Here is a 24,023-nt window from a genome sequence, read left to right as displayed (position 1 = left end):
CTCAATCCACCTTGTTATTTGTATACTCATAATGATTTTCTATAAGTGGTTCATATTTATTGTAACGTCTTTTAAATAAAGTATAAAAATGTGAAATTATAACCTTTAATATTGCATACCCTGGAATCCCTAGTATTACACCTGGTACACCAAATAAAGATCCAGAGGTAATTAAAACAAATATTATAGTTATAGGATGTACATGTAGAGATTTACCCATTATTTGTGGAGAGATAAATTTCCCTTCTACTAATTGTACTATTGTCCATACTACTGCAAGCTTTACTAACATTAAAGGAGAAGTAACAAGAGCAATTATTGCAGCAGGTGTAATTGCTATCACTGGCCCTAAATATGGTACGACACTTGTTACAGATGCTATAACTCCAAGTAGTAATGCATAATCCATTCCAATAATGGAGAAACCGATAAATATCATAAATCCTATACATATCGAAACTAAAATCTGTCCTTGAATGTATGAACTAATTTGTTTATCGATATTATGGAAAACGGATTGTAAATCATCTCGCATACGTGGTGGAAAAAGCTTCATAACATATTTTGGTAGATTTTCACCATCTTTTAATAAATAGAATACGATAAATGGTACAGTTACAATTGCCAAAATGAAGCTAGTCAACATACCTACTAATGAAGATAAACCAGTAGCTATCCCTGTTACAGTGCTTTGAATAAACTCACCTATTTCAGCTGGAAGATCTTTTAAAATGGTATTTACTTGAGTTTCGATTTGTGAATAATAATCGGAAACTATAGATGTTCGTAAAAAAGTATCAAGTGAATTAAACAATTGTATAAAATACCCAGGGAACTCTGCAACCAGCTTCGTAGACTGTGCCTTTAAAAAAGGAAAGACTAAAAAGACAAGTAGGGTGATAATACCAATTAATGCTAAGAAGATAATTAATATACCCCATACTCTCGGAATTTTAATACGCTCGAGCATGCGTAGTAATGGTCTTAGCAAATAATATACAATGACTGCTAGTATGATAGGTAAAATTACATTACCTAAAAAAACAGTTAACGGAACAAATATAAATGATATCTTGTCGTATATCATAATGACAAGTCCGATTAACAAAAGCATAATTAGTGTAAAGAAAGTATTACGTCCACCTAGAAATTTTATGTATCTCGTAGAAAAAAAAGAAGGTTTTTCAGGCTCCACTTTTATCAAACTCCCTTTTCTATATATTCTTATTTTACGGAGGAAAAAAAAGTTTAGCAACGTATACGATTTACTTTTCTAAAAATTTCGTAATGGCTGTTTTATTTTCTTCTGTATCAATCTCAATAACAGAACCAGCATGAGAATAGCTATTAAAGGAATACGACCCTTCCACTGGAATCGTTAATTTATCAATTTCAAGCTTTCCACTTGTAATAGCATCAATCACTCGTTTTCCCTTATCGGTTTTAGAATAGTCTGTTTCTATATAACCCTCCATAGCACCTACAAATTTGGGTACATTCGGTAAGCTTTGAAAAGAAAGCATTTCATCCTTTAATGCCTCAATAACGATTTGCTGACGAGAAACTCTTCCAAAATCTCCTTCTTCATCAGAGCGGAATCTTGCATAACCAAGCAATTCTTTACCATTTAGGTTCTGTTGGCCTTTAGTTAAAGAAACACCAATTTTTTCTGACATATCTTTTTCAACCTTTATCGGCACCCCTTCAGGAGCAATTATATCTACCAATGATTCAAAACTGCTAAAGTCAATAAGCGCATAATGATGAATTGGTATATCAAACATTCCTTTGAGTGTTTCTGTCAATAATTGAACTTCTCCTAAATAATAGGCAGTATTTAGTTTATATGATTTATGCCCTGGTATATCTGCATATATATCTCGCATAAAAGAAATAATTTTCACATCATTTTCCTTTTTATCCCAAGAAATAATCATCATAGTATCTGTACGAGCTTTATCTTGTCCACGAGAATCCACACCGAGAACTAAAATATTTTCCCTTTCCCCAGAAGCAAGTACATCACCCTTAAATTCTGAAGGATTATTATTACTATTATTGCTACTTAATTTGTATCCAATATTATATTGAACAATAGAATATACTCCCCCAATTAATATGACTACTACTAATAAAGAAATAAAAACTCTACCTAATCTAAGTTTTCTTTTGCGCTTTCGCCTTGTTTGTTTTTCTTGAATTTCATCCATCCTAAAATCTCTCCTTCATATTATAATAATAACGTATTTTGAAACATTTAGTTTCAGTTTTTTGTGCATCGTTACTTGAAATGATAGAATAAGTTTTAGAAGATTAGGAGGGGTAAATTTGATAGAAAAAGCAACTTTTGCAGGCGGCTGTTTTTGGTGTATGGTAAAACCGTTTGATTCATGGGATGGTATACATAAAGTGACATCTGGTTATATGGGAGGGCATTTAGAAAATCCAACATATGAAGATGTTAAAAAAGGTGAATCGGGTCATCTAGAAGTTGTAGAAATTCAATTCAACCCTGAAGTTTTTTCTTATGAAAAATTATTAGAAATTTATTGGCAACAAATAGACCCAACAGATGCTGGAGGTCAATTTCAAGACCGCGGTGAAAGTTACACTACAGCAATTTTCGTACATTCAGAGGAGCAAAGAAAGCAAGCTGAAAAATCGAAGGAATTACTTGCAGCAAGCGGTAAATTTTCAAAGCCAATTGTAACGAGCATTCGAGAAGCAAAGACTTTTTACGAAGCAGAAGAGTACCATCAGGATTTTTATAAAAAGAGTCCGAATCATTACAAAGAAGACAGAGCCCAATCTGGCAGAGACGAATTTATAGAGAAAAACTGGAAATAAGAGCTAGCTTTGCTAGCTCTCTTTTTTATACTTCCATATTTTCTAAGTATCTATACAATGTTGATTTACTAATGCCTGTTTCATTTTTAATATCTAACAATGTGTAATGATTGCTATGGTACATTTCAATAGCTTTTTTAATATTTTCATCTGATTTTTTGGGACGTCCTAAACTTTTCCCTTGGCTCTTTGCGGTCTCTAGTCCAAGCTTCGTTGATTGTTTAATAATTTCAGAATGAAACCGTATGAAGTACGACAAAATAGTTGACAAACTTTCCTCCAAAACTTGATCACTTGATAACTCTTCATCAATAAATCGAATAGATACTCCATCTTTTTTTACTATTTTTAATAAATCCATTAAGTGATGCAAAGTATCTGCAAGAACGATGAATTTTTCAACTACGATTACATCCCCTTTTTGCATTGTCATCAATAATTCTTCTAAGGCCTCCCTTTTTTTAGGTGAGCCGTGTTTCTCTTTTAAAACATAACTTACTTGAAAATCATTTAATTTTTTGGTTTGTTCTATACAATCTTCGTCGTTATACAAAGGTCTTTTGTATCCATAAATCATATTTATCGCCTCAAATCAGTCTCATAAAGGTTCCTTTTTAGGAATATGCGTGCTATGATATTTTAGTCAATTTTAATCGAAGGAGTTTTAACATGCAAACGATCAAAGAACAATGGTTTGGAAATATTCGTGGTGATATACTCTCGGGCATCGTTGTAGCTCTTGCGCTAATTCCAGAGGCTATTGCTTTTTCAATTATCGCTGGTGTTAATCCCATGGTAGGTTTATATGCGTCTTTTTGTATAGCAGTCATTATAGCATTTGTTGGTGGGAGACCTGGGATGATATCAGCAGCAACAGGAGCAATGGCTCTTCTTATGGTGCCACTAGTTAAAGAACACGGTCTGGACTATTTACTTGCAGCGACCATTTTAACTGGAGTTATTCAAATATTATTTGGTGTTTTTAAAATAGCAAAATTAATGAAATTTATTCCCAATGCCGTAATGATTGGTTTTGTAAATTCACTTGCAATTCTAATATTTATGGCTCAAGTTCCTCATTTTATAGGTATTAATACATTAACATATATTTATGTAGCGATAACTCTTGTAATTGTTTATGTAGTACCTCGCTTTTTTAAAGCAATTCCCGCCCCGCTTATTGCGATTGTTTTATTATCATTTGTTGCAATATCTAGTGGAGCAGAACTTAAGACAATAGGTGACTTAGGAAATCTAACACAATCTTTACCTAACTTTTTAATACCGAATGTCCCTTTCAATCTTGAAACGTTGGCTATCATCTTCCCTTATTCCATTGCTCTTTCTATTGTAGGTTTACTTGAATCATTGTTAACTGCATCTATTGTGGATGATATGACGAATACAGAAAGTGATAAAAATAAGGAAGCGCGTGGTCAAGGAATTGCAAACTTCATTAATGGTTTTTTTGGTGGAATGGCTGGTTGCGCAATGATTGGACAATCCGTCATTAATGTCAAATCTGGCGGTAGAGGACGCCTTTCTACACTTATTGCAGGACTTTTTTTAATGTTTTTAATAATTGTGTTAGGGAATCTTGTTGTAAAAATTCCAATGCCTGTTCTTGTAGGTATTATGATTATGGTTAGCATCGGTACTTTTGATTGGGGCTCCTTTAAATATATTATCAAAGCACCGAAAACAGATGCTTTTGTGATGCTCTCAACAGTAATAATTGTTGTTGCAACTCATGACCTATCAAAGGGTGTCATAGCTGGTGTTTTATTAAGTGCTATTTTCTTTGTTGCAAATATTTCTAAAATAAGTGTAATTGAACGTAATGGAAGATTTATTGTAGAAGGTCAATTGTTTTTCGCCTCAACCGAAAGTTTTATCAAAGCTTTTGAAAATGTTGAAGACAAAAAGATTCAAATCGACTTTACGAACAGCAATCTTTGGGATGAATCTGCGGTTGGTAGTGTATTGAAAGTTGCAAGAAAATTAGAAGATAAAGGGACGACAGTTGAAATCGTAGGTCTAAATGCATCTAGTCAAAAACTATATAATATATTGTTAGGATTATCACCTAACCACTAAAGGGGGATATTAATGTATAAGCATATTTTACTTGCAGCTGACGGCTCTGAAAATGCTCTACGTGCTGCAAAGGAAGCGGTCAAAATTGCAAGATGCACAGAAGAATCGTTTGTTGAAGTCGTCTATGTTGCAGACTTCGAAAAAGTAAAAACAGAAATGTTACATGTTGGTTCACCTGAAGCTTTGGAAGTTACTCGTCGACAAAAATTATTTCATATCGAACAACTGCTAAAGAAAAATAATATTGCATACAAAGTGTCCATTCTCCACGGTACTCCTGGACCAGAAATTATTAAACAAGCAAATGAACAAAATGTTGATCTTGTTATTATAGGAAGTAGAGGTCTTAATAATCTACAAGAAATGGTGCTAGGTAGTGTAAGCCATAAGGTGATGAAACGTGTTCACTGTCCTGCGCTTATCGTAAAATAGATACTTATGAAAAAGAGTAACGAATACAAATTAATGTGGCCAGTTTAGTACTAATAAAAACAAAAAAACGGCAAATGCACAGCAATATGTACGGGTGATTAGGTCAAAGAGCACCTCTTCATGAATTACACCCCAATTGTTAGACACGATCTAACAATTGGAGGTGTATTTTTTTATGATAAATGTACAACTAAAGATAAGATAGCTGCCGCTAAACGATTCAAAAAATCGACCAACTCACTGGAGAGGCGATCGATTTTTTTGAAGAGAAGATACAAAATGGGTTTGTATCGATATTATTTTATACTAATTAAAATGAAACATCTCTCTAAAAACGATAATACAGACAAATTGCCCACTACTATTAAGAGCAATACTTGTTAGAGTGAAACTCTCTTGAACAATTCAAATAATGTACATCAAATTTGTTAGTACTTAATAAAAGATGCTCCTACAATAATTAGTAAGATAAACAGCACAACAATCAACACGAAGCCCGATCCACTATTACCGTATCCGCCGTATCCACCACTTCCACCGTATCCAGACATCTTATACCCCCTCCTTTCATATTACTATTTATAGATTATGAAAAGATTATGTAATTGATAAGGTTAATTGATAAGGTTATTTACCTAATATCGGAGTATTTAATTAGAACGCTTTAATGGGCACTCTTCTACTTGTGGTTGTTACTTTCATAAAACATTTTTCAACTTCATAACGAATTAAGAAATCCACTCTTCCTTTTGTTTATAGAGTGTATGCAGATTTAGGTTTACTAACCATTTATTACATCTGAAAACTCATATGCTACTACATTAAGAGGAAAGGAGGATTATAAATGGAAAAACATTATTCTTTGAATTGTAACTGCCAAAAAACATGCCATAACAAAAAAAACTGCCTGGAACACAAAAACTGTTCATGCAAGCGGTGTTGCCACAATGAATGTTGCAGAACTTGTCACTGTAACCTTTGCCGTGAAGATTTATGCGGCACTGATTTTAAAATCCGATTGGCTGGTTTACAAGGTGGGCTTAACTTCCGACTAAGTCAGCAACTGTGGCGCGAAGCTGAGTTCGAGTTTGATAACGGGAATATAATTAAGGGTATGATTGTCTTTGTTGGATCTAATTTTATTGAGGTGCAAGTAGATGAAATAGTGGAGGATTCATTGCAAGATTTGGACAAAGAGTTAACACAGGAATCGCCAGCAGAAGAAAATAAACTAAATGAGTCTGAAACAAGACATCATAGGAAAGGTAAAACATGGATTTTTTCCATCGAACTAATTGCAAATGTTAAATTATCAAGTTCTAACCATCAAATCTCAAGTCATTAGTTTTGATAGTTGTACTTCCTTTTTCTTCAAAAAATAAGTCAGCAAGTGAAGTGAAATTTCACTTGCTGACTTTTTTATTTAAGAATTAATTGTAATTAGTGAGATCCTATCTATTGGGATGATGTTTATTTCTTCTTCCATTTTTAAAACAATCGTTTCTTTATTTACATCTACAAGAACTCCGTCAACTAGTGATTCTTCTATTTTCACTTGAAATCGTTTAGCTTCCATATTAAGTAAATAGATATTTAAACGGATTCTAAAAAATAAATGAATCAATTCTGGGGAAGATGAAACTATTTCACCAAAGTGAAATGTTAAATCCCGTCTGAAGCATGGATCTATCTCACTCAGTTCTGGGTCATTGTAAAGCTCTGCAAACCGACCATAGGGCTTGATTGTTTCAATTTGACTATAAGGAAAAATGATAATCATCTCTTCTTCTCGAAGGACAACAAAATTATATCCAGCTAAGTTTACGGTTCCCTCGATTTTTTCACCTAGCAAATTTGTAATTTCAACTCGTAAACCAATCAAACCATCAAAAGCTTTTTGAAATGTTTCCTCTGGAGGGCGTTCATCAGCTAAAGCAAGATCCAAAAGAAGTTCATTTGCATCTCTAATCTCTTCCTGAAGTTTTTTAAGATCTCCTTGTTGTAGACAGTCCGTTGGGGATGGAAGTTTTGGTGAAGGGAATCGTTCGGGGCAACAATCTTTTGGAAAACATAAATCTTTAGTTTGTTCTTGTTCAAGTATTAAACAATCCATATCCTTTTCTATTTCCATTTTCTCACCACCTTTCTCCTAGTGTTTATGTAGAAAAAAGAGAAGAAAATTCTCTTCTCTCCTAATTACCTATTGATCTAGCGGGGGTAAGTGTTCTTTTTCCTCATCGTGGACTCTCATAATCCCCCACATGCCTTGCTCTATATCCCATTGAATGTTTCCTGAACGGTACATATAATCACCTGGGAAGTTTCCATAAGCTCCGGCACCGCCTAATAGTTCTAAGTTTCGTTTAGCACCTGCGACGTTGAATCCAACGAATGATTCTGTTCGAGAATTAATATCCGTAACGTCAAAGCGAAAGCGGTGACCGTGAAGATTAAACGTATGAGTTCTTCGTCTTTCCGCTGGTGTAACTAGCCTAATTGTCACTGGTTCCCCTGCATAGCATTCAAACAACGGGGTTGCCGGATCCCCGAACAATTGTGAACTAAATACTTCATGTAGTACCGGATGTTGTTTATAGCGGTTGATTAATCGTTCGCTTCGATAGTTAAAGCCCCTCGATCCTTGATCATACGTGTCAACTACTTCTTCTTCAGCATCTGTCGGCGGCAAGAGTATTCCATCAATTGGGTCGAGAATAACCTGATCGTTTTTATCAAGCAGTCTCACTCCATCATGCATAATCATGACAAACTCTCTAATATCCGGTAAGAAAGGATTGCGCAATACAACATTAGCTCCTGATTTAACCGGCTTTAGTGTATAAGGGTCCAGATATGTCGTTCCCCGTGGTTCTGCAATAAAGGCACCAAATGCCCCTTGTGATTTATGATTGCGAATATCCGCCATATCCCACATCCCACAAGCTCCTACTTGAGAATCGACCCACCATCGGTACACCCTTTTTTCTCCTGGTCCAACTGTTTGGTCTCCATTGAAACCTACTGTTTCCCCTGCAGAAGTTTTCACATCATACTGAATCAATTGAGGGTGAAGCGAGATCCGCAAGGATGGAGGATAAAATGCTTGCTCTTTCACTTCAGGATAAGGGTATATTCCATCTTTGAAGGGGAATAGATCTAATTTCAACATGCTCGTTAAAGTAACTTCTACTGTATCACCAACATTGGCACGTATGATTAAAGGTTCCGGCTTTTTTGTGCCTTTTAATATATCATCCATATCTTCCTTTAATGAAAAAATAATTCCATGTGGATCGTGATCTCCGAAATCGTTGTAAGGAATAGGTAGTTGGAAAGCGACAATGTCAAAATAGCAAATTGGTCCGTTTTCATCCTTATGAGGAACAGGATTTTCAGCTTGCGGTGGCTTTTTTCCTTCACATTCAGGTAGTGGCTTCGATCGTTTTAATGGCTCTGGACGATCTGATAAAGGAATTAAATCTGGTACTTTTTCGTCAAATGCTCGAATCAGTCCCCAAAGACCATTCCATAAGTCTTCTTCTGTCTCGAATGCCCATAAGTAATCTCCAGCTCGAGGGATAAACGTTTCCAGAGTAAATGATTCTGAAATACCGATATGCTGTTGATCTTCTAACTTAGAATTCAAACTGCCTCTCTCTTTATGCCAGACAAGTCCATGAACATTAAAACTGTGTGATTCTTCCTGAGCTCCTTGAAGTAGCCGTATTCGAATCGGATCACCTTCGTATGCTTTAAAAATTGGTGTAATCGGATCACCATTCACGAAGGAACTGAAGGAATAAGCTGGATCACAGTCAGGTCCTAAACGAAATTGCAGCGGCTCGTTTTTATAATTTACTCCAAATAGTCCGGGGTCATCTTCGGAACCTGGAAATTTTGGTGGTTGGAGTGGTTTTCCATTTTTATCAAACAGCATAGTGAAATCTTGGACAAATAAAGCAAAGTCACGATAATCAGGAATTAATGGATTGACAGTAGTAATCTGTGTTCCATGATCGACTTTCTCTCCTGAACTTGAATCGAGGAATTTCGAGAAGCGCGGATGAACTACACCTGATCCAAATACTCCATGTTGCTGATGAGCATTTGGATATAAATGATCATGGAAAAACCATGCTTTTAACTCAACATCTGCGTAATAGGAATACTGTATTGTTTCTCCAGGTAATACTGAGGAATCATAGTTCCAGCCGACATTTGCTCCATCATTAACAAGCACATCAAATTTCACAAAATGGATATGGAATCCAGTTTCATAAGTTCTTGTGACGAGCTGAAATGCATCTCCGTCGAGAATGTGGGGTAATTTGTTCATAAAATTAATGTGAAAGCAAGTATGTGCTGAGGCGTGAATCACTAGTGGTTCTGGTTCTTTTTTCCCCGAACAAACATCTTCTAGATCTTCGTCGAGAACAAAAATTCTTCCTTTTGGATCATGCCAACCTTGTTTATTGTATATAATCGGCAGCTCGATTACTGAGATGTTAAATTCCTTCTCCGGTGTCCCTTCAGGGCAAGGATCTGTAAATACTGCTCCGGGTCTAGGATTGTTAATAGCAGCGTGACGTTCTAACTCTGTTAGTCCACGCCCACCTTTAATACTAAGCGGTGGGCGAGGTGCCTTAAACCCAACTTTACCGGGTATAAAATTAGGGAATCCAGGTTTTATTTTTGTCGGCTTTGGAGGCGTTTTTCGGTCAGGCAAAGGCTTTAAAGATTTTATGGGAACCCCATTTGGATAGCACTGACTTCCATCCTGAAGTGTATTAAAAACACGATTCAATCCCCACATACCAGCAGCAAAATGTGGATAAAGATGACAGTGAACAATAGCATCTCCAAAAGATCCTTGTAAGCATCCTAAACCATATAAAGGCTCAATAGTATAATGTGATTGAGGACTAATAGATTGTGAATCAATAATTTCCGAGTTGAGGTCTTGCGGATCGCTCAACCATTGATGAACGTGATAATGAAAGACGTGCGTTTCTTGCGTACCGCCGTGTATAACTCGAATTTTTGCAGGGTCTCCAACATAACCTCGCAAAATAGGCGTGGATGGATCTCCAAATACCCATGAATCATGATGGACTTCTTCCCCCTCAGTATTCGGACCAACAACACCTTCTGCAATTAGTTGTTGACGTCTGTTTATCGGCTCATATCTATAATTAGCTCCATGAAAAGATTCCTCTTCTTGGTTAGTTAAATGATTGATTGGTCGATTCCCCGTTAAATCGTCTACTTCCATTTCATCATGAAATATCCATGCGTATTCCCTGAATGAGGGTAAAAGCGGATGATGTACATCAGCATACACTCCACTATTCATCGGCTTCCCGGTCTCAGGATCTGTCCACCAGGAAAAGCGTTTCTCCACAAACAATGCTCCGAACAGACCATTTGAGTTGGAACCATTTTGACCGCTAGAAGGATTTCCTAAATCAGAAAAATAATACGTTCCTTCTTTTACAGCATTTATTCGATATAAAATGGAATCTAGAGGAGCTACCGTACTATCTTTATTTAACCCAACGTTCGCTCCGTCAGCTCGGTCCACTTCATATTCCGCTTGCTGAAAATGCATCCCAATGTTAAATGGCAGTTTATTTTCGAGTAAAATTTCCACTGTTTCTCCTTCATTCGCCCTGATTACAAGAGGCTGAACGAGATCAACTGTTGAGAAAGGATTTTTTTTGACTAATTCTTTTACTTTCTGTTCATTCTCTTTTAATACATACATCATTCCATTTGGATTGTGGTCACCAAATGAGTTCAAAACTATTCGAATTGGAATAGCTATTACGTGGTACCTTCTTTTCATATTTCTTCCCCATCCGAATTATCTTTTAAATGTGGAATTTTTGCTCCAATCCCCGTTTCAATATAGAACACATCAATTGAGTCGATATGCACGTACCATTCTTTCCCCTCTAAAGCAGGTACCGATGTCGTTTGCACATCCAATACGACTATATCTCCAAGTACATCTTTAATTTTTCCGATAAACATAAATGGAAATGATTCTGTCAGTATAAACACTCTTCGCCCAATATTTTTACTAAAATGATTGACTAGAGCTACTTCTCGATAGTCATTAACTATACTAGCTTTGTTCTGGTTAGTCATTCACGCATCCCTCCTCAATTATGCTAATGGGAACACCAAGTCACTAGGTACTTCAGTTGAATAAGATACAATCTGCTCAAGTGGAATACTAAGTGGAAATGGAAATCTATAAAAAGGCGCATTCACCATTTTGATAATGACAGGTGACAGCGTTATATGCCCTTGATGGACGTCAGAAATTGTTCCTGAAAAAACGGGACGAAATACTTGCCCCAATAAGTTAAGTTGTACTGCCTCTGTAATTACAAGTACTTCTTCTCCCATCCATTTTTTTAATTCCAAATATAATTTATCTTCCGTTTGGTCCAATATAAAGCCTCCTATAATTAAATTTCATAACCCTTCATTTTATATCAAGTTTATTTAAATATGACTTCAATATATTACTCCATAAAGGAAAAAGACCAACCGTTGAGACGTATCGAATCTCGTTTAGTGAGATTTTCTTTTCTGTTTTGAACATATGAAGAATTAGCTCTTTTTTGGTTGTTTTCGTTATTTTTCCCACAAATATTTTCTCACCTGTCTTCACTTCAACCCACAGTCCACCCCATGAATTAAGATTTGTTCGTAGAGATTCTTCAAAGAATTGTCTAATTAGCGCATCCTTTTTAGCCACTGTTTTTCCAAATTGAAGAACGAGCTTTTGCTGCAATTGGTTATCATATATAAAGTGTTGATGGGGATTGGAATAGGAAGGAAAACCGAAAGGGATGTTTGCAGCTTCGATTGCAGTATAAGGAATCCAAATCCTTTTTTTAAGGTTCGTTAGCATTATGAAATCTCTTCCAATCGTTGCGACTTTTCCTTCTGTTGTTATATTTGCATCTTTTTCGATAATAGAAGAAACGACTACTTCTTGATTTCGTTTCATTTTAAAAAATTGTTTTAGAATAAGAGGCTTCCTGCGTGTTTCATCTTGAGTGACCACGTTAAATAAATTTTTCTGGTTATTAAATTCTGTAAGAATTCTTGTTTCTTCTATAGAAACTGCACTTGTAGGTGACGAAAAAGATGGAGGGTTCTTCGATCGTTCCTCTGCTTGTGTGATCTTTTCTATTTTCACAAACTCTTCATCCATAAATGATTTCCCCCAATCACTTTATTAGCTGTTGTAAATGATTTGCAATTTCTTCTATATTTACTCGTTTATTACCTATCGCCATGTCATGATGAGCTCGAATTTGATCATTTGAATCTACAATATACATGGAGGTGGAGTGAGTAAGAAATCCATTCTCATCTCTTTTATAGTAAAAATCGAAGTTATTAGTTAATTCTTTAGTATCTTCTTCTGAGCCTCTTAAAAACAACCAATTAGTGCTTGATATCTCAAATAAATTTTTATACTGCAGGATTCGCTTATTTGTATCATATTCTGGATCCAGCGTGACAGATAGGATAATATACTGATCTTCTGATATCCCCTTTTCCTTCATTAATTGTTGCAATTTTATTAGGTCCATCATGGTGGTAGGGCAAATATCCGGGCAATTAGTATAGTAGAAAGAAATAAGCTTTGGTTTTTTCTCTATGGACAAATCATTTCCACTCACTTCAGACAGTTTCCATTCTTTTACTTCACCAATATTTGGTAAATCAATTGATTTTGGCCATAAGAAAAAGAATGCCATAAAACCTATAACTAATATCAATATACTGACAAATGCTTTCATTGGTCCCTCCAAATAACTTATTGTGAAAAGAGTATTTTTACACTTTAAACGAATAACGGATGAAATGACTTATGAGCGCATGAAGACAAGCAGCAAAAATAGTAATACTATACATATTTGTTGCAATCATCGTTTCTGACTCTATCGGAATATTGCATAGTGCAGGATTTTTTAGAACAGCTCCTAGCATTGTCCCCATTACTCCGCCCATTGCGCCATTATAAATACCAATCAGTGTAGCAGGAGCCTTCATGATTGCACTAAATTTCCATCCAATGAATAATCCAATTACTACTGGAAGAAGAGAAAAAATTCTTTCTATGGAAGGAAGCAATAGTTCAAGATAAAGTGCTAAGACCAATGAAGAACTCATGGTTATGGCCATACACATTGTCTTAATAAATCGATCATCGAAAATCCAATGTTTCTTTTTGAAAATTCTATAAACAAAGCCTAATTCAATTAGATTCCACGTAAATAACATCATGATGATTAACAAGGATTACATCACGACCTTTTTATTGAAATAATAATTGTCATTAAACTTAAAACAAAAATAATATGCATGAACCAAACAAACACGGTTGGCATTTCTAATACTGTTCCAATCATCGGCGACATCAACCCTACGAGCATTCCATTTGTTAAGCCTGTCACAAATGTTTGATAATCGAATAACTTTCCAAATGATCCCCCCGTTATCATTCCTAACGACGTGGCTATAATGGTAATTAATGTGAAATGAAAAGGAAATTGGATTATTAGAAGTACACCGAATAATAAAGAAATCATGCCTCCCATAACAACACTAATATTCATCCCTAATTGAAAACCAATAAGTTTCTTGATTTTTCGTAAGTACATATAAAAACCAATAATTAAACAGACATCTAAATATAGGAAAAGCAAGATTTTAGTATGTTCCATAGCCCCACCTCTACATACGTTATGTAATATTGGAAGAAAACGAAACGTGTCCAATATAAAACTCTTTGAGATATAAGCTAGTAGGCAGTCTGACAGATCAGCAGTCACCTCTTTAACTCTTTTTATCCATTGTTCATACACTATGTACAGTTTCACGTTATATGTGAGGACTAAAAGCATAATAAATATACTTAGAACTGGAAACACTCGAAAACACTTTATTCTACTAATATAAAGAGAGGAATAAGAAAAGTTTTTCTTTGTTTTAAATACTAAATCTATTATGCTATTTACTATTATTCGGGAGGTATTTTATGGAAGTTGGACCGATTAACGCTTTTGATGGATTTCCTATATGGTATAAAGATGAAAATGGTTTACGGCTTCAACTAAACGTTGACCCTACTGATCCATTCTCAGGTATCACTCCTGCTGATTTACCAGATCCATCACAACCAGTCTCTTTCCCAAATAATTATCCAGGAGAGGCTTTTTATATGCAGGCCGAGGCAGAAATGACAACGGGTACGGGTGAAAGAGCTAGGCTCGTTTTGGCATTGGAAGCTGCATTTGTAAATGAAGTTCCAAGAGACGATGAGCAGGTTGTGTTTGGTAGAGTTCGTATTCGTGTTGCAGGATTACTGCCAAATGTAGAATATACGGTTACACACCCTTATGGAGTCGACACATTCATCGCTGAACCAGATGGAGAGGGCTTCGGAGAAATTAATTTTACTGAAGATATTGGAGGATTAAATGGTGGCGAGTTTCATCTTGCACTGAATAGTCGTGTGCATCCTTTCTTACAATGGGATCCGTCGGTAGCACCAAGTGCCCCTGGAGGATATATTGGCAACCCTGCTGTTTTACATCCAATTGTCGGAAGTTTATTTACTGATCGATTCGGTCAGCCTCAAAACTATTTTCGTATTGAAGGTCCCGGAATCGGGATCGGCTCACCAGATCGTTCAACTACCCCAGGAATTAACGGAGATAACTGTATTGAAACGAACAACTTTACGTTATTAGGAAAAATCTCAACAATTTCTGGGGTTGATGTAACAAGAGCTACTTACACACAAAACGAAAGTTTAGGCGGATTGTTAGATGTATTCGCTACCTCTGACGATACAGCTCAAACTATTAATGTTACTGGAACCGGTTTTAACTCTACATTATTACAAGGTAGCGACGGCCAATATTTTACTCGTCTTCGTTATACCGGGGCACGTCCTCCCAGTACTATTACAGTTACTAATTTAAGTGATAATCCTAACAGTATAAAAGAATTTGTCCCAGTTGACTTTATTACCGCATCAGCAAACTATGACACGAATACTCAAGACCTTATTATCACCGCTACATCTAGCGATTCAATTGGTGCACCTATTTTATCAATAGCAGACTTTGGCTTTGGTGAAATAATCATTCCATCAGATGGGATTAGTACGACAAATCTCACTTTTGCACCAGCCATTGTGACCATTAACTCAACCGCAGGAGGAAAAAGTTCTATTCCGGTAACTGTAACAGGGTCACCAGATGGTCCGATTCCTGTAGCAGCCAATGCCGGTGAAGATGAAACAGTCATTTTCGGTTCTACGGTTACCCTTAACGGATCTAACTCGACTGGAGTTATTACATCTTTCAGTTGGACTCAGCTTTTAGGTACACCAATTACATTAACAGGAAGTAATACTCCAACACCAACCTTTATAGCACCTAATTCAACTACAACTCTTGTATTTGAATTAACTGTTGACGGTGAAGGTGGCCCATCCAGAGACACAGTGAATGTTTCAGTAATAGAATTTGCACCAATACCTATTGCAATTGCAGGACCGGATCAAACCGTTCCAATAGGATCAGTCGTAACGTTGGCGGGGAATGCAACGGGCAGTGTTACAAGCTATCAATGGGAACAAATCTCTGGGTTTCCGGTTCAGTTAACCAATGCGAACACATCAACAGCTACCTTTACCTTTCCTGCACAATCAACAACCCTATCTTTCCGATTAACCGTGAGTGGTCCTGGAGGCACTTCGTCTGACGACATCCAAATAACAAGCTTCCCCGAAAACCTTACTGTGACTCGAGCAGAATTTCGAACTGGGGATACTGAATGGCGAATTACTGGAACATCGAATGTGACTGGTCCTGAAGTCATCATTTCCATCTATATCGGTAATGTGTCGGGAGGTCGTCTACTCTCACAAGTGTCAGTAGATACGCTTGGAGAATGGGAGTATCGAGTAGCAGGATCTACCGTACAACCTGATGAAACAAGAGCAATTTCGATTCAATCTAGCTCGGGTGGAACACTCAATAATATCCCACTCAATATTCGTAATTAGGATAAATAGAGAAATTCGGCTATTCTAAACTAGTTTAATAAAGAAAGGAGAAGATCGCATGGATCAATGTCCAAAATGCAACGAGAAGTATTGTGAATGCGAACTTGGATCAAGAGGACCAAGAGGATATCAAGGCCCTCCAGGACCAAAGGGTGAACAAGGTCCCCCAGGGCCAAAAGGGGAACAAGGCCCTCCAGGACCAAGAGGACCAAAAGGAGATACAGGACGTGGTAAACAAGGACCAGAAGGACTAAGAGGACCAAGAGGCTATGATGGCCCTCCAGGACCTAGTGGAGGGCCTCCAGGACCAAGGGGTGAACAAGGTCCTCCAGGATTAAAAGGGGAACATGGCCCTCCAGGACCAAGAGGAGAACGAGGACCGGCCGGCACCTTAGATTCAGCTTATGGCTTTGCCTATTCCGAATCTGAAAGTTTTGTATCTGGTGATGTGAAATTTATCATTGCTGGTCCATTACAAGATGTTGAATTAAAACGTGATGGCCTTGCGGTGGCAAAAGCTGGGGTATATCAAATTAGCTATAAAGTAATATTGGAAACAAATGATGAAACGAACATTCCTTCAAAGTTTCAAATCAAAATCAATGATGCTGTTAAGGTAGCATCATCAACGACACAATCTACTACTTCTACTACTCTAACTTCCACTGAATTATTTTCTTTATTGGAAGGAGACATTGTTAAGCTAGTTGCAGAATTACAGGAAGGTTTTAGTTATAGATTGGCAACATTATTAATTATACAAGTTGGATAAATTAAAATTTAAAAGCTACACTTACAGCTAATAGGCGATATTTGTAGCTTTTTTTCTATAAATTCAATAGAAACTAAAAAACTCTTTTTGTAGTAATAACTTGGATTACCTATTCTGCGTATCTTTTATCTCTTGTGCCTCTCCTTTACCTCCGTAACAATTTTATTCTAAGGCCCTACTTTCTCTTATGTGCCAGAAAGTCGTTTATAATCCTGATTAATTACTAGTCAAAGTCACTCGGCTAATTAACTTGAATCCCTTTAAATAAAGGGATTATTTATTTTGTTTAAATTCCATGCTATAATAAGAGCATTGTGAATTTAGGAGGTACGAGTATGATTGCAGTAAGTAATGTTAGTCTTCGTTTTGGTGACCGTAAGTTATTTGAAGACGTAAATATAAAATTCACTCCAGGTAACTGTTATGGATTAATCGGTGCTAATGGAGCAGGAAAATCAACATTTATAAAAATTCTCTCTGGGGAAATAGAGCCTCAAGAGGGTAACGTAATTATGAACCCTGATGAACGTCTAGCGATTTTAAAACAAAATCACTTTGAGTACGAGGAATATACTGTTTTAGAAACAGTAATAATGGGTCATAAACGTTTATATGAAGTAATGAATGAAAAAAATGCTATATACATGAAAGAAGACTTTTCCGATGAAGATGGCATGCGAGCAGCTGAATTGGAAGGCGAATTTGCTGATTTGAATGGCTGGGAAGCAGAATCCGAAGCAGCTATCCTTTTACAAGGTTTAGGAATTCCAGATAGCATGCATCAAAAGAAAATGTCTGAGTTAACTGGTTCTGAAAAAGTAAAAGTGTTATTATCTCAAGCATTATTTGGTAAGCCAGATGTTCTTTTACTGGATGAGCCAACAAACCATTTAGACATTAAAGCTATAAAGTGGTTAGAGGACTTTCTTATTAATTTTGAGAACACAGTTATTGTTGTGTCCCATGACCGACATTTCTTAAACAAAGTATGTACACACATTGCTGATTTAGACTTTAGTAAAATTCAAGTTTATGTTGGTAACTATGATTTCTGGTATGAGTCAAGTCAACTTGCCCTTAAAATGTCGCAAGATCAGAATAGTAAAAAAGAAGAGAAAATTAAAGAACTACAGGCATTTATTGCTCGATTTAGTGCAAATGCTTCCAAATCAAAACAAGCAACTTCTCGTAAAAAAATGTTAGATAAAATTGAACTAGATGATATCAAGCCTTCTTCACGTAAGTATCCATATGTAAACTTTGCGATGAAACGAGAAATCGGTAATGATGTTCTTCAAGTTCAGGACTTGGGGTACACATTTGAGGGAGAAAAATTATTTTCTCAAATAAATTTCACTATGAATAAAGATGACAAAATTATTCTTATTGGTGATGAATTAGCTAAATCTGCTTTACTTCGAATTCTTGCTGAAGAGGAGGAACCACAAGAAGGCTCCATTCGTTGGGGTGTAACTACTTCACGTGCATACTTCCCTCTCGACAATGCTAAATATTTTGAAGGCAGCGAAGCTACACTTGTAGATTGGTTACGCCAGTACTCTCCTGAGGACGAAAGTGAAACATTCCTTCGAGGATTTTTAGGACGTATGTTATTCTCTGGTGAAGAAGTGAAGAAAAAACCATCTGTCCTCTCAGGAGGAGAAAAAGTTCGCTGTATGTTATCTAAAATGATGCTATCCGAATCAAATGTTCTGCTTCTTGACGAGCCAACGAACCATTTGGATCTCGAATCAATTCAAGCATTAAATAATGGACTAATAGCATTTAAAGGCGCAATGATATTTACATCTCATGACCATCAATTCATTCAAACGATTGCAAATCGTGTTATTGAAATTAAAGAAGACGGTTCAATCTTAGATAAGCAGTTATCATATGATGAATATTTGGATTGGAAAGAACAACAATAAAAATAATAGGGTATTCTTATTCGATACTTATCGAATGAGAATACCCTTTTTTTATTACTATGGTCTATTTAGTCTTTGATGTAAAAGTCCATCTGATTGATTATTTTCACCTATTACAAAATCAGTCATATAATAGGAAAGATATTTGCCATAATGATTACTCGTTTTCAACAATAGCTCATCAACATAATACGAACCTTTTGGTATTTGGTCTAAAAGCAATACTGCTAATGATGCATAAACTCCGCAAGCTACTTGAAAGTAGGTTGCATTCGTTTTGAATTTCTTTAAAATCTCATTATTATTTCCTATATTGTATATAAAACATTCTTTATCCTCATAAACTAGAAGCACGCCAATTAAATCTTCTCCAATTAAAGGCGATTCGAGAGGATCCAATACTTTCTTTTCCAAACTCCAAAGCTTATGCAATTCATCTATATTCGAACGGATTAACTCTGTTGTATGGTCATTTACCTTATATAAAAAGCCACACTCAAAATCATATTGCTTTCCTAATGTGAGTACTTCCTCATGCGGCATTAAGCATCCATAAAACTGTTTGTCCCCTAACTTCACCTTATATTCAATATTATAAACCTTTTCATATAAGAAATGGGGAGTGTGTTGCTTCATAAACATAGGATAGTTTAATATAGCCTCATCTAAAAAACTTTCTGGAGACCAAGTAGTGTAAATGACATTCTCTTTAGCTATTTTATTGTTTTTATAAAATGTATTGTCATGTTCAACAATATAACAACCAAGAGCTTTACCTTCTGATGCATGCATATTTAGTAACTCGATTGCCATCCATTGCACTACACCTGGATTCATTCCAGAACCAATTATAGAAGTGGAATTATTTAATAAATCTTTCTTCTTTTCTAGAATATTTAATCGCTCAATTAACCCAAATCTTTCGTCTTGCTCTTCATCTCCATCAATTATTGTATTCTCTAGTGCTGTGTTTACATATTTAATACCTAATTGATCACAAATTTCAAGCATTTTAACAGTATCTGCACGAGAAACATCTATAACTACAGTTGTCATCGATTGTTTAAGATGATTCCTAAAATAATTAATATCATTTAAATCAAATTGATGGATTTCGAATTGGTTCATTAAATTAGGAAACAAATTTGTAAAATAGCATTCCTCTCTTTGATTTTGATCAATTAAATGAATCTTACTATGCTTTATATGACAATGAATTGGATCCTCTGTATCACTCACCGACTGATTTAAAACAGAGAGTATGGATTTTGCAACCCCTCCACTACTCCCTAGTATTGATATCACTGTATGATTAAAATTCACTCTACCACCTCGTATATTTTTTATTAATATATGAGATAAAATTAATAGAGTTTAGACAAACGACTTATAGATTCCTAAATAAAAAACGACTTTAAATTCACGAGAAAATTTAAAGTCATTTCTATTATGATTATTTTGAAGTCTTCAACAATCTGCTAAGCAAAGATCTTGCAGGAAGCTTACCGAGCAACGAATTACTTGACTCAGATATTTTCTTTAAAGCATCTAACAACTTATGATCCCCTGCCCAATGCTCTTCAATAATGTCAGGGGAAAATTTATTTAATAACATATTAATTACAAACGTGGCAACAATAATATCATCAATAAAGCCACCTGGACCAACTAAACCTTCTGGCAACACATCGATTGGAGTAATAAAATATAATATTCCACTACCAATCAAAGTCTTACTTTTAGTATCAATACGATTATCGACCATTGCTTTAACTAATAAATGAAAAAGATCAGGAGCAAATAATAAATAGGGAGCGAATTTACTCGCTTTTCCTGTTTTACTTTCTAAGAAATCCGTCATTTTTACACGTAACTTTTCATAAAAATCTTTCTGTTCCTCATAAGCTGGTATATCTTTTTTTAGTTCAAAGCTCATTAGAATCTCCCCTCTCTCATTTTACTATACCAAAAAACAATTATTTTGAAACATTACAGCTCTTGTAAGCGACTATTTTAACAAATATAGGAGGGTTAAAATGAAAAGATTACTTTTTCTAATAATACCATTTCTTTTTCTTATTGCTTGCCAACCGAATGAGGAAGAAATCATTGAACTTAATAACGACCCAACCACTAGTACAGAAAATGAAACTACAATTCAATATAAAACCTTAGCTGAATTTTTCCAAGAAGATCAAACTATTGCAAATTTTAAAGGTGAAGGAAATGAATATGCCTCTTACACTTTGCAAACACAACATCCATATGAAAACTACGTCGTAACGTATGAAGATAATGGTGGTACCATTGTTCAAAGAATTTACCGGATTACAAAAGACAATATCGGTCTGCTCTCAGAAATCGGAGAAGCATATGATCCTGTTATACCTTCTTTTAAAGAATTGGAATCTATGCAAGTAATTGATATATATTTAGCTGCTCCACTTGAGGTGGGTACACGATTCAATGATTGGGAAATTGTTTCTACTAAAGAAACTGTAGAAACAGAATTCCAAACCTTTGAAAATGTTATTGTAATAGAAAAAAAGGAAGAACAGGGAAATATTACTCGAAAGTTCTTAGTAAAAGACTATGGAGAAATTAAAAGAGAATTTATTATGGTTTCAGATGAAGCAGAAGTAATCGTCACTTCTACATTTGAAAAGTTAATATAATTTAAAGAAGCTGATCATAATTAGATTAGCTTCTTCTATGTGATCAATTATTTTATTAAGAATTCATTTAAAGCTTGTTGTAAAGTACCAAAAGTTTTTGTTTCTTTATCAAAATTAATCCCTAGTTTAATCATTTGTCTAACAACATCTGGACGCAAGCCAGTAATAATTGTGCGACATCCCATCATGGAAGTACCGTATATAGTTTTCATTAGGTTTTCAATAACTTTGTTTTCCATTTCAGCTATGCCTGATAAGTCAATAATTAATATTTGTATATGAAGTCTATTAATCTCTGTTAAAACCTTTTCCTCTAGAATAGTCGTTCTAAATGAGTCCATTGTTCCAATTAAAGGTAGTATACATATAGTTGGTGTTATCGGAATAATTGGAACAGATAAGTTTTCAACTACTTCCCTTTGAGATAAAAGTAATGCATCCTTAAATGTTGAATAGTTAATAAAGAATGAATTTAAAAAGTCATCAATTTGATTATTGAGTTGTTTTTCCAATAAGAATATTGAATCTAAATCGAACTTTTGCTTTTCCTTGTTAAGTTCCTGCATGAAGCTCCAAAGGGTCCTGCGAATCGCTTGTACCCATTCCAGTTTAAAAGATAAAGTTAAGGAATGTGTTGCCCACGCGATTCCTTCTTGTTTTGCAAATAACTTAAGTTCTGTTTGTTTATCGCCTTCAAGGATAAAATTAATTAGTTTGTGTGCATTATTAATAAGGTCAATTTCACCAACCCTTAAGATGTCGTTTATTTTATCTCTTACATTTACTGCGTGACTCAATAATTGGTTTTCAAAATCTTGTTTATGTTTATTAAAATACCCTTTTATATCCTCATCTATAAGTACCTTTTCCAAATCATTTCCCCCCAGAAATTATTAATACTTTCAAGAATTCTCTTTTCCCCTTTTAAGCAATCTTTAAACATAAACTATAAATAAATTTTACAAAAAAAAAGAAGCCCATCGAAATGATGAGCTTCTCTTCTATTATTATAGTTTTGTTACGTTTGCAGCTTGAGGTCCGCGGTTTCCTTCAACTACTTCAAATTCTACTTTTTGACCTTCTTCAAGTGATTTGAAGCCTTCTCCAAGAATAGCTGAAAAGTGTACGAATACATCATTTTCGCCTTCTACTTCGATAAATCCAAATCCTTTTTCAGCGTTGAACCATTTTACAGTACCTTGTTTCATTCTATTACCTCCAAAAGTATTAATCAATATGTGAAAAACAAAAATTCACATATTCCATGAAGTACCGACATCACATCGATCACTACATAGGATATGTGAATTTCAAAACCGGCTTCTCACTATGAATTGTTATTTAAATTATATCAGTTGGATAAATTTAGTCAACAAATAATTTTATAATTCAAAATCGTTTATCGAAGATCATTCCAAATGATACCATGGTAAATTTGGAGATCCTCGTCACATGAATCACAAAAACATTGTTCTTTTACTGACCAAAATGCCCAATATTTATCTCTTTTTACTTTTTCAAAAGGGAAATTTCGTCTAAATTCCTCCAGTTTCTTATTTAAAAATTCAAGTGCCTCATTTTCTTCTTTAAATGAAACCAGTTCTACTATATGCTCTTCCCAACCATCAAATTCATACCAAGGTTCGTAATCTGCTTTCATATAAATAATTTCAATCATTTAATCGCCTTCTAACATATATTGTTATTTCATATTTTACTGCTATCTCTAAGAAAGTCTACTCAAATGACTTATTCAGAACATTAATAAATTGAAAATCCTTTAATTTTCAGTTAAGTAAAATGTACAAGTTATTATACATCTCAAAGGGGAAGATTTTTTGAATAAACGAGCACATATTATTATGCGGAGTGATGTAGATGGTGTGGGTTTTCGTTTTTTAGTTAAACAAAAGGCTCAATCTCTTGGACTAAAAGGGCAGTGCAAGCAAAATAACGAGAAAGACATAATGATAGACATTGAAGGGAATACAAAGAGTATGGAAGAATTCATTCAATTTATTCAAAAAGGCGTGTCTCCTTTTATGAAAAACAACTCTTTTGAAATTGAGTTCTTTGACGATTTAATTGGATATACTACAATGGAAACAGATATTGTATAATTCCCTTTTCACTCTTTATATGAAACCTTCTTGTCTCCCATT

At 35.1% G+C, this 24,023-nt stretch carries 26 protein-coding genes; 9 read left to right on the top strand and 17 right to left on the bottom strand.

Translation table 11 applies throughout. From position 1 onward, the window contains the following. Nucleotide 1 precedes the first annotated feature (1 nt). Nucleotides 2-1,195 carry an AI-2E family transporter gene (locus tag PGC35_RS06600; RefSeq protein WP_375218601.1) on the bottom strand — a complete coding sequence of 398 codons (1,194 nt, stop codon included), beginning with the start codon at nt 1,193-1,195 and terminating at the stop codon, nt 2-4. 70 nt (nt 1,196-1,265) lie between these two features. Further along, complete coding sequence (locus tag PGC35_RS06595; protein ID WP_375218600.1) at nt 1,266-2,210, bottom strand: LCP family protein; 945 nt, start codon at nt 2,208-2,210, stop codon at nt 1,266-1,268. 121 nt (nt 2,211-2,331) lie between these two features. On the opposite strand from PGC35_RS06595, the gene msrA reads away from it, so the two are divergent. Then, nucleotides 2,332-2,847, top strand: a complete 516-nt coding sequence (gene msrA, locus PGC35_RS06590; protein WP_056830297.1) for a peptide-methionine (S)-S-oxide reductase MsrA — start codon at nt 2,332-2,334, stop codon at nt 2,845-2,847. 25 nt (nt 2,848-2,872) lie between these two features. On the opposite strand, the gene PGC35_RS06585 is transcribed toward msrA, so the two are convergent. Further along, complete coding sequence (locus PGC35_RS06585) at nt 2,873-3,424, bottom strand: recombinase family protein (protein WP_375218599.1); 552 nt, start codon at nt 3,422-3,424, stop codon at nt 2,873-2,875. A gap of 92 nt (nt 3,425-3,516) precedes the next feature. Between PGC35_RS06585 and PGC35_RS06580 the strand changes: the two genes are divergently transcribed. Both PGC35_RS06580 and PGC35_RS06575 read left to right on the top strand, forming a co-directional pair. Further along, the gene (locus tag PGC35_RS06580) at nt 3,517-4,944 is read left to right on the top strand and encodes a SulP family inorganic anion transporter (RefSeq protein ID WP_375218598.1); all 1,428 of its coding nucleotides are present in this window, start codon (nt 3,517-3,519) and stop codon (nt 4,942-4,944) included. 12 nt (nt 4,945-4,956) lie between these two features. Next, a complete protein-coding gene (locus PGC35_RS06575; RefSeq protein WP_056829781.1) occupies nt 4,957-5,376 on the top strand; it encodes a universal stress protein in 420 nt (139 codons plus the stop codon). 428 nt (nt 5,377-5,804) lie between these two features. On the opposite strand, the gene PGC35_RS06570 is transcribed toward PGC35_RS06575, so the two are convergent. After that, entirely contained in the window at nt 5,805-5,927 is a 123-nt protein-coding gene (locus tag PGC35_RS06570; RefSeq protein WP_082355197.1) for a YjcZ family sporulation protein, read from the bottom strand. 467 nt (nt 5,928-6,394) lie between these two features. Between PGC35_RS06570 and PGC35_RS06565 the strand changes: the two genes are divergently transcribed. Then, nucleotides 6,395-6,721, top strand: coding sequence for a hypothetical protein (locus PGC35_RS06565; RefSeq protein WP_375218597.1), 327 nt, complete (start codon nt 6,395-6,397; stop codon nt 6,719-6,721). Nucleotides 6,722-6,799: 78 nt separating this feature from the next. Here the strand turns inward: PGC35_RS06565 and PGC35_RS06560 are convergent, their stop codons facing one another. The 8 genes from PGC35_RS06560 to PGC35_RS06525 all read right to left on the bottom strand — a co-directional run bounded on the left by PGC35_RS06560 (nt 6,800) and on the right by PGC35_RS06525 (nt 14,129). After that, complete coding sequence (locus PGC35_RS06560) at nt 6,800-7,507, bottom strand: hypothetical protein (protein ID WP_375218596.1); 708 nt, start codon at nt 7,505-7,507, stop codon at nt 6,800-6,802. A gap of 69 nt (nt 7,508-7,576) precedes the next feature. Then, on the bottom strand, nt 7,577-11,221 hold the full coding sequence (locus PGC35_RS06555; RefSeq protein WP_375218595.1) for a multicopper oxidase domain-containing protein: 3,645 nt from the start codon (nt 11,219-11,221) through the stop codon (nt 7,577-7,579). After that, nucleotides 11,218-11,526, bottom strand: coding sequence for a hypothetical protein (locus PGC35_RS06550; protein WP_053589598.1), 309 nt, complete (start codon nt 11,524-11,526; stop codon nt 11,218-11,220). The genes PGC35_RS06555 and PGC35_RS06550 overlap by 4 nt, the downstream gene beginning before the upstream one ends. 18 nt (nt 11,527-11,544) lie before the next feature. Continuing rightward, on the bottom strand, nt 11,545-11,835 hold the full coding sequence (locus PGC35_RS06545) for a hypothetical protein (protein ID WP_053589599.1): 291 nt from the start codon (nt 11,833-11,835) through the stop codon (nt 11,545-11,547). Nucleotides 11,836-11,869: 34 nt separating this feature from the next. Further along, nucleotides 11,870-12,607 carry a hypothetical protein gene (locus PGC35_RS06540; RefSeq protein ID WP_375218594.1) on the bottom strand — a complete coding sequence of 246 codons (738 nt, stop codon included), beginning with the start codon at nt 12,605-12,607 and terminating at the stop codon, nt 11,870-11,872. Nucleotides 12,608-12,623: 16 nt separating this feature from the next. After that, nucleotides 12,624-13,202: an SCO family protein gene (locus PGC35_RS06535; RefSeq protein ID WP_375218593.1), complete on the bottom strand. Its 579-nt coding sequence runs from the start codon at nt 13,200-13,202 to the stop codon at nt 12,624-12,626. A 37-nt stretch (nt 13,203-13,239) separates the two neighbouring features. Next, entirely contained in the window at nt 13,240-13,575 is a 336-nt protein-coding gene (locus PGC35_RS06530; RefSeq protein WP_375218592.1) for a hypothetical protein, read from the bottom strand. A 134-nt stretch (nt 13,576-13,709) separates the two neighbouring features. After that, a complete protein-coding gene (locus tag PGC35_RS06525) occupies nt 13,710-14,129 on the bottom strand; it encodes a hypothetical protein (RefSeq protein WP_375218591.1) in 420 nt (139 codons plus the stop codon). A gap of 314 nt (nt 14,130-14,443) precedes the next feature. On the opposite strand from PGC35_RS06525, the gene PGC35_RS06520 reads away from it, so the two are divergent. The 3 genes from PGC35_RS06520 to PGC35_RS06510 all read left to right on the top strand — a co-directional run bounded on the left by PGC35_RS06520 (nt 14,444) and on the right by PGC35_RS06510 (nt 19,186). Continuing rightward, nucleotides 14,444-16,483 carry a PKD domain-containing protein gene (locus PGC35_RS06520; protein WP_375218590.1) on the top strand — a complete coding sequence of 680 codons (2,040 nt, stop codon included), beginning with the start codon at nt 14,444-14,446 and terminating at the stop codon, nt 16,481-16,483. A 58-nt stretch (nt 16,484-16,541) separates the two neighbouring features. Next, nucleotides 16,542-17,255, top strand: coding sequence for a collagen-like domain-containing protein (locus PGC35_RS06515; protein WP_375218589.1), 714 nt, complete (start codon nt 16,542-16,544; stop codon nt 17,253-17,255). Nucleotides 17,256-17,590: 335 nt separating this feature from the next. Then, nucleotides 17,591-19,186, top strand: a complete 1,596-nt coding sequence (locus tag PGC35_RS06510) for an ABC-F family ATP-binding cassette domain-containing protein (protein ID WP_375218588.1) — start codon at nt 17,591-17,593, stop codon at nt 19,184-19,186. A 57-nt stretch (nt 19,187-19,243) separates the two neighbouring features. Here the strand turns inward: PGC35_RS06510 and PGC35_RS06505 are convergent, their stop codons facing one another. Then, nucleotides 19,244-20,509 (bottom strand): S-adenosylmethionine decarboxylase related protein, encoded by a 1,266-nt coding sequence (locus tag PGC35_RS06505; RefSeq protein ID WP_375218587.1) that lies wholly within the window; start codon nt 20,507-20,509, stop codon nt 19,244-19,246. Nucleotides 20,510-20,639: 130 nt separating this feature from the next. Beyond that, on the bottom strand, nt 20,640-21,122 hold the full coding sequence (locus tag PGC35_RS06500) for a YkvA family protein (protein WP_375218586.1): 483 nt from the start codon (nt 21,120-21,122) through the stop codon (nt 20,640-20,642). A gap of 100 nt (nt 21,123-21,222) precedes the next feature. Here PGC35_RS06500 and PGC35_RS06495 point away from each other — a divergent pair, with 100 nt between their 5' ends. After that, nucleotides 21,223-21,861: a hypothetical protein gene (locus PGC35_RS06495; RefSeq protein WP_375218585.1), complete on the top strand. Its 639-nt coding sequence runs from the start codon at nt 21,223-21,225 to the stop codon at nt 21,859-21,861. Between the two features lie 47 nt (nt 21,862-21,908). Here the strand turns inward: PGC35_RS06495 and PGC35_RS06490 are convergent, their stop codons facing one another. From PGC35_RS06490 to PGC35_RS06480, 3 genes are all read right to left on the bottom strand, one after another. Next, nucleotides 21,909-22,733 carry an STAS domain-containing protein gene (locus tag PGC35_RS06490; protein ID WP_375218584.1) on the bottom strand — a complete coding sequence of 275 codons (825 nt, stop codon included), beginning with the start codon at nt 22,731-22,733 and terminating at the stop codon, nt 21,909-21,911. Nucleotides 22,734-22,868: 135 nt separating this feature from the next. Further along, nucleotides 22,869-23,069: a cold-shock protein gene (locus PGC35_RS06485; protein WP_053589611.1), complete on the bottom strand. Its 201-nt coding sequence runs from the start codon at nt 23,067-23,069 to the stop codon at nt 22,869-22,871. A gap of 191 nt (nt 23,070-23,260) precedes the next feature. After that, nucleotides 23,261-23,539: a DUF1033 family protein gene (locus PGC35_RS06480; protein WP_375218583.1), complete on the bottom strand. Its 279-nt coding sequence runs from the start codon at nt 23,537-23,539 to the stop codon at nt 23,261-23,263. 160 nt (nt 23,540-23,699) lie between these two features. Between PGC35_RS06480 and PGC35_RS06475 the strand changes: the two genes are divergently transcribed. Next, nucleotides 23,700-23,981: an acylphosphatase gene (locus tag PGC35_RS06475; protein WP_056829750.1), complete on the top strand. Its 282-nt coding sequence runs from the start codon at nt 23,700-23,702 to the stop codon at nt 23,979-23,981. Nucleotides 23,982-24,023 lie beyond the last annotated feature (42 nt).

Source organism: Psychrobacillus sp. PGGUH221, assembly GCF_042055255.1.
GTDB lineage: Bacteria > Bacillota > Bacilli > Bacillales_A > Planococcaceae > Psychrobacillus.
The sequence above is the reverse complement of the archived record's forward strand: the minus strand, read 5'-3'. Positions and strand labels throughout refer to the sequence as shown.

Coding starts and splice junctions, on each gene's coding strand:
- PGC35_RS06550 (WP_053589598.1), bottom strand. CDS start 11,526: ATGACTAACCAGAACAAAGCTAGTATAGTTAATGACTATCGAGAAGTA.
- PGC35_RS06510 (WP_375218588.1), top strand. CDS start 17,591: ATGATTGCAGTAAGTAATGTTAGTCTTCGTTTTGGTGACCGTAAGTTA.
- PGC35_RS06500 (WP_375218586.1), bottom strand. CDS start 21,122: ATGAGCTTTGAACTAAAAAAAGATATACCAGCTTATGAGGAACAGAAA.
- PGC35_RS06535 (WP_375218593.1), bottom strand. CDS start 13,202: ATGAAAGCATTTGTCAGTATATTGATATTAGTTATAGGTTTTATGGCA.
- PGC35_RS06575 (WP_056829781.1), top strand. CDS start 4,957: ATGTATAAGCATATTTTACTTGCAGCTGACGGCTCTGAAAATGCTCTA.
- PGC35_RS06515 (WP_375218589.1), top strand. CDS start 16,542: ATGGATCAATGTCCAAAATGCAACGAGAAGTATTGTGAATGCGAACTT.
- PGC35_RS06585 (WP_375218599.1), bottom strand. CDS start 3,424: ATGATTTATGGATACAAAAGACCTTTGTATAACGACGAAGATTGTATA.
- PGC35_RS06540 (WP_375218594.1), bottom strand. CDS start 12,607: ATGGATGAAGAGTTTGTGAAAATAGAAAAGATCACACAAGCAGAGGAA.
- PGC35_RS06530 (WP_375218592.1), bottom strand. CDS start 13,575: ATGAGTTCTTCATTGGTCTTAGCACTTTATCTTGAACTATTGCTTCCT.
- PGC35_RS06580 (WP_375218598.1), top strand. CDS start 3,517: ATGCAAACGATCAAAGAACAATGGTTTGGAAATATTCGTGGTGATATA.
- PGC35_RS06555 (WP_375218595.1), bottom strand. CDS start 11,221: ATGAAAAGAAGGTACCACGTAATAGCTATTCCAATTCGAATAGTTTTG.
- PGC35_RS06480 (WP_375218583.1), bottom strand. CDS start 23,539: ATGATTGAAATTATTTATATGAAAGCAGATTACGAACCTTGGTATGAA.
- PGC35_RS06570 (WP_082355197.1), bottom strand. CDS start 5,927: ATGTCTGGATACGGTGGAAGTGGTGGATACGGCGGATACGGTAATAGT.
- PGC35_RS06520 (WP_375218590.1), top strand. CDS start 14,444: ATGGAAGTTGGACCGATTAACGCTTTTGATGGATTTCCTATATGGTAT.
- PGC35_RS06485 (WP_053589611.1), bottom strand. CDS start 23,069: ATGAAACAAGGTACTGTAAAATGGTTCAACGCTGAAAAAGGATTTGGA.
- PGC35_RS06525 (WP_375218591.1), bottom strand. CDS start 14,129: ATGGAACATACTAAAATCTTGCTTTTCCTATATTTAGATGTCTGTTTA.
- PGC35_RS06495 (WP_375218585.1), top strand. CDS start 21,223: ATGAAAAGATTACTTTTTCTAATAATACCATTTCTTTTTCTTATTGCT.
- PGC35_RS06595 (WP_375218600.1), bottom strand. CDS start 2,210: ATGGATGAAATTCAAGAAAAACAAACAAGGCGAAAGCGCAAAAGAAAA.
- PGC35_RS06560 (WP_375218596.1), bottom strand. CDS start 7,507: ATGGAAATAGAAAAGGATATGGATTGTTTAATACTTGAACAAGAACAA.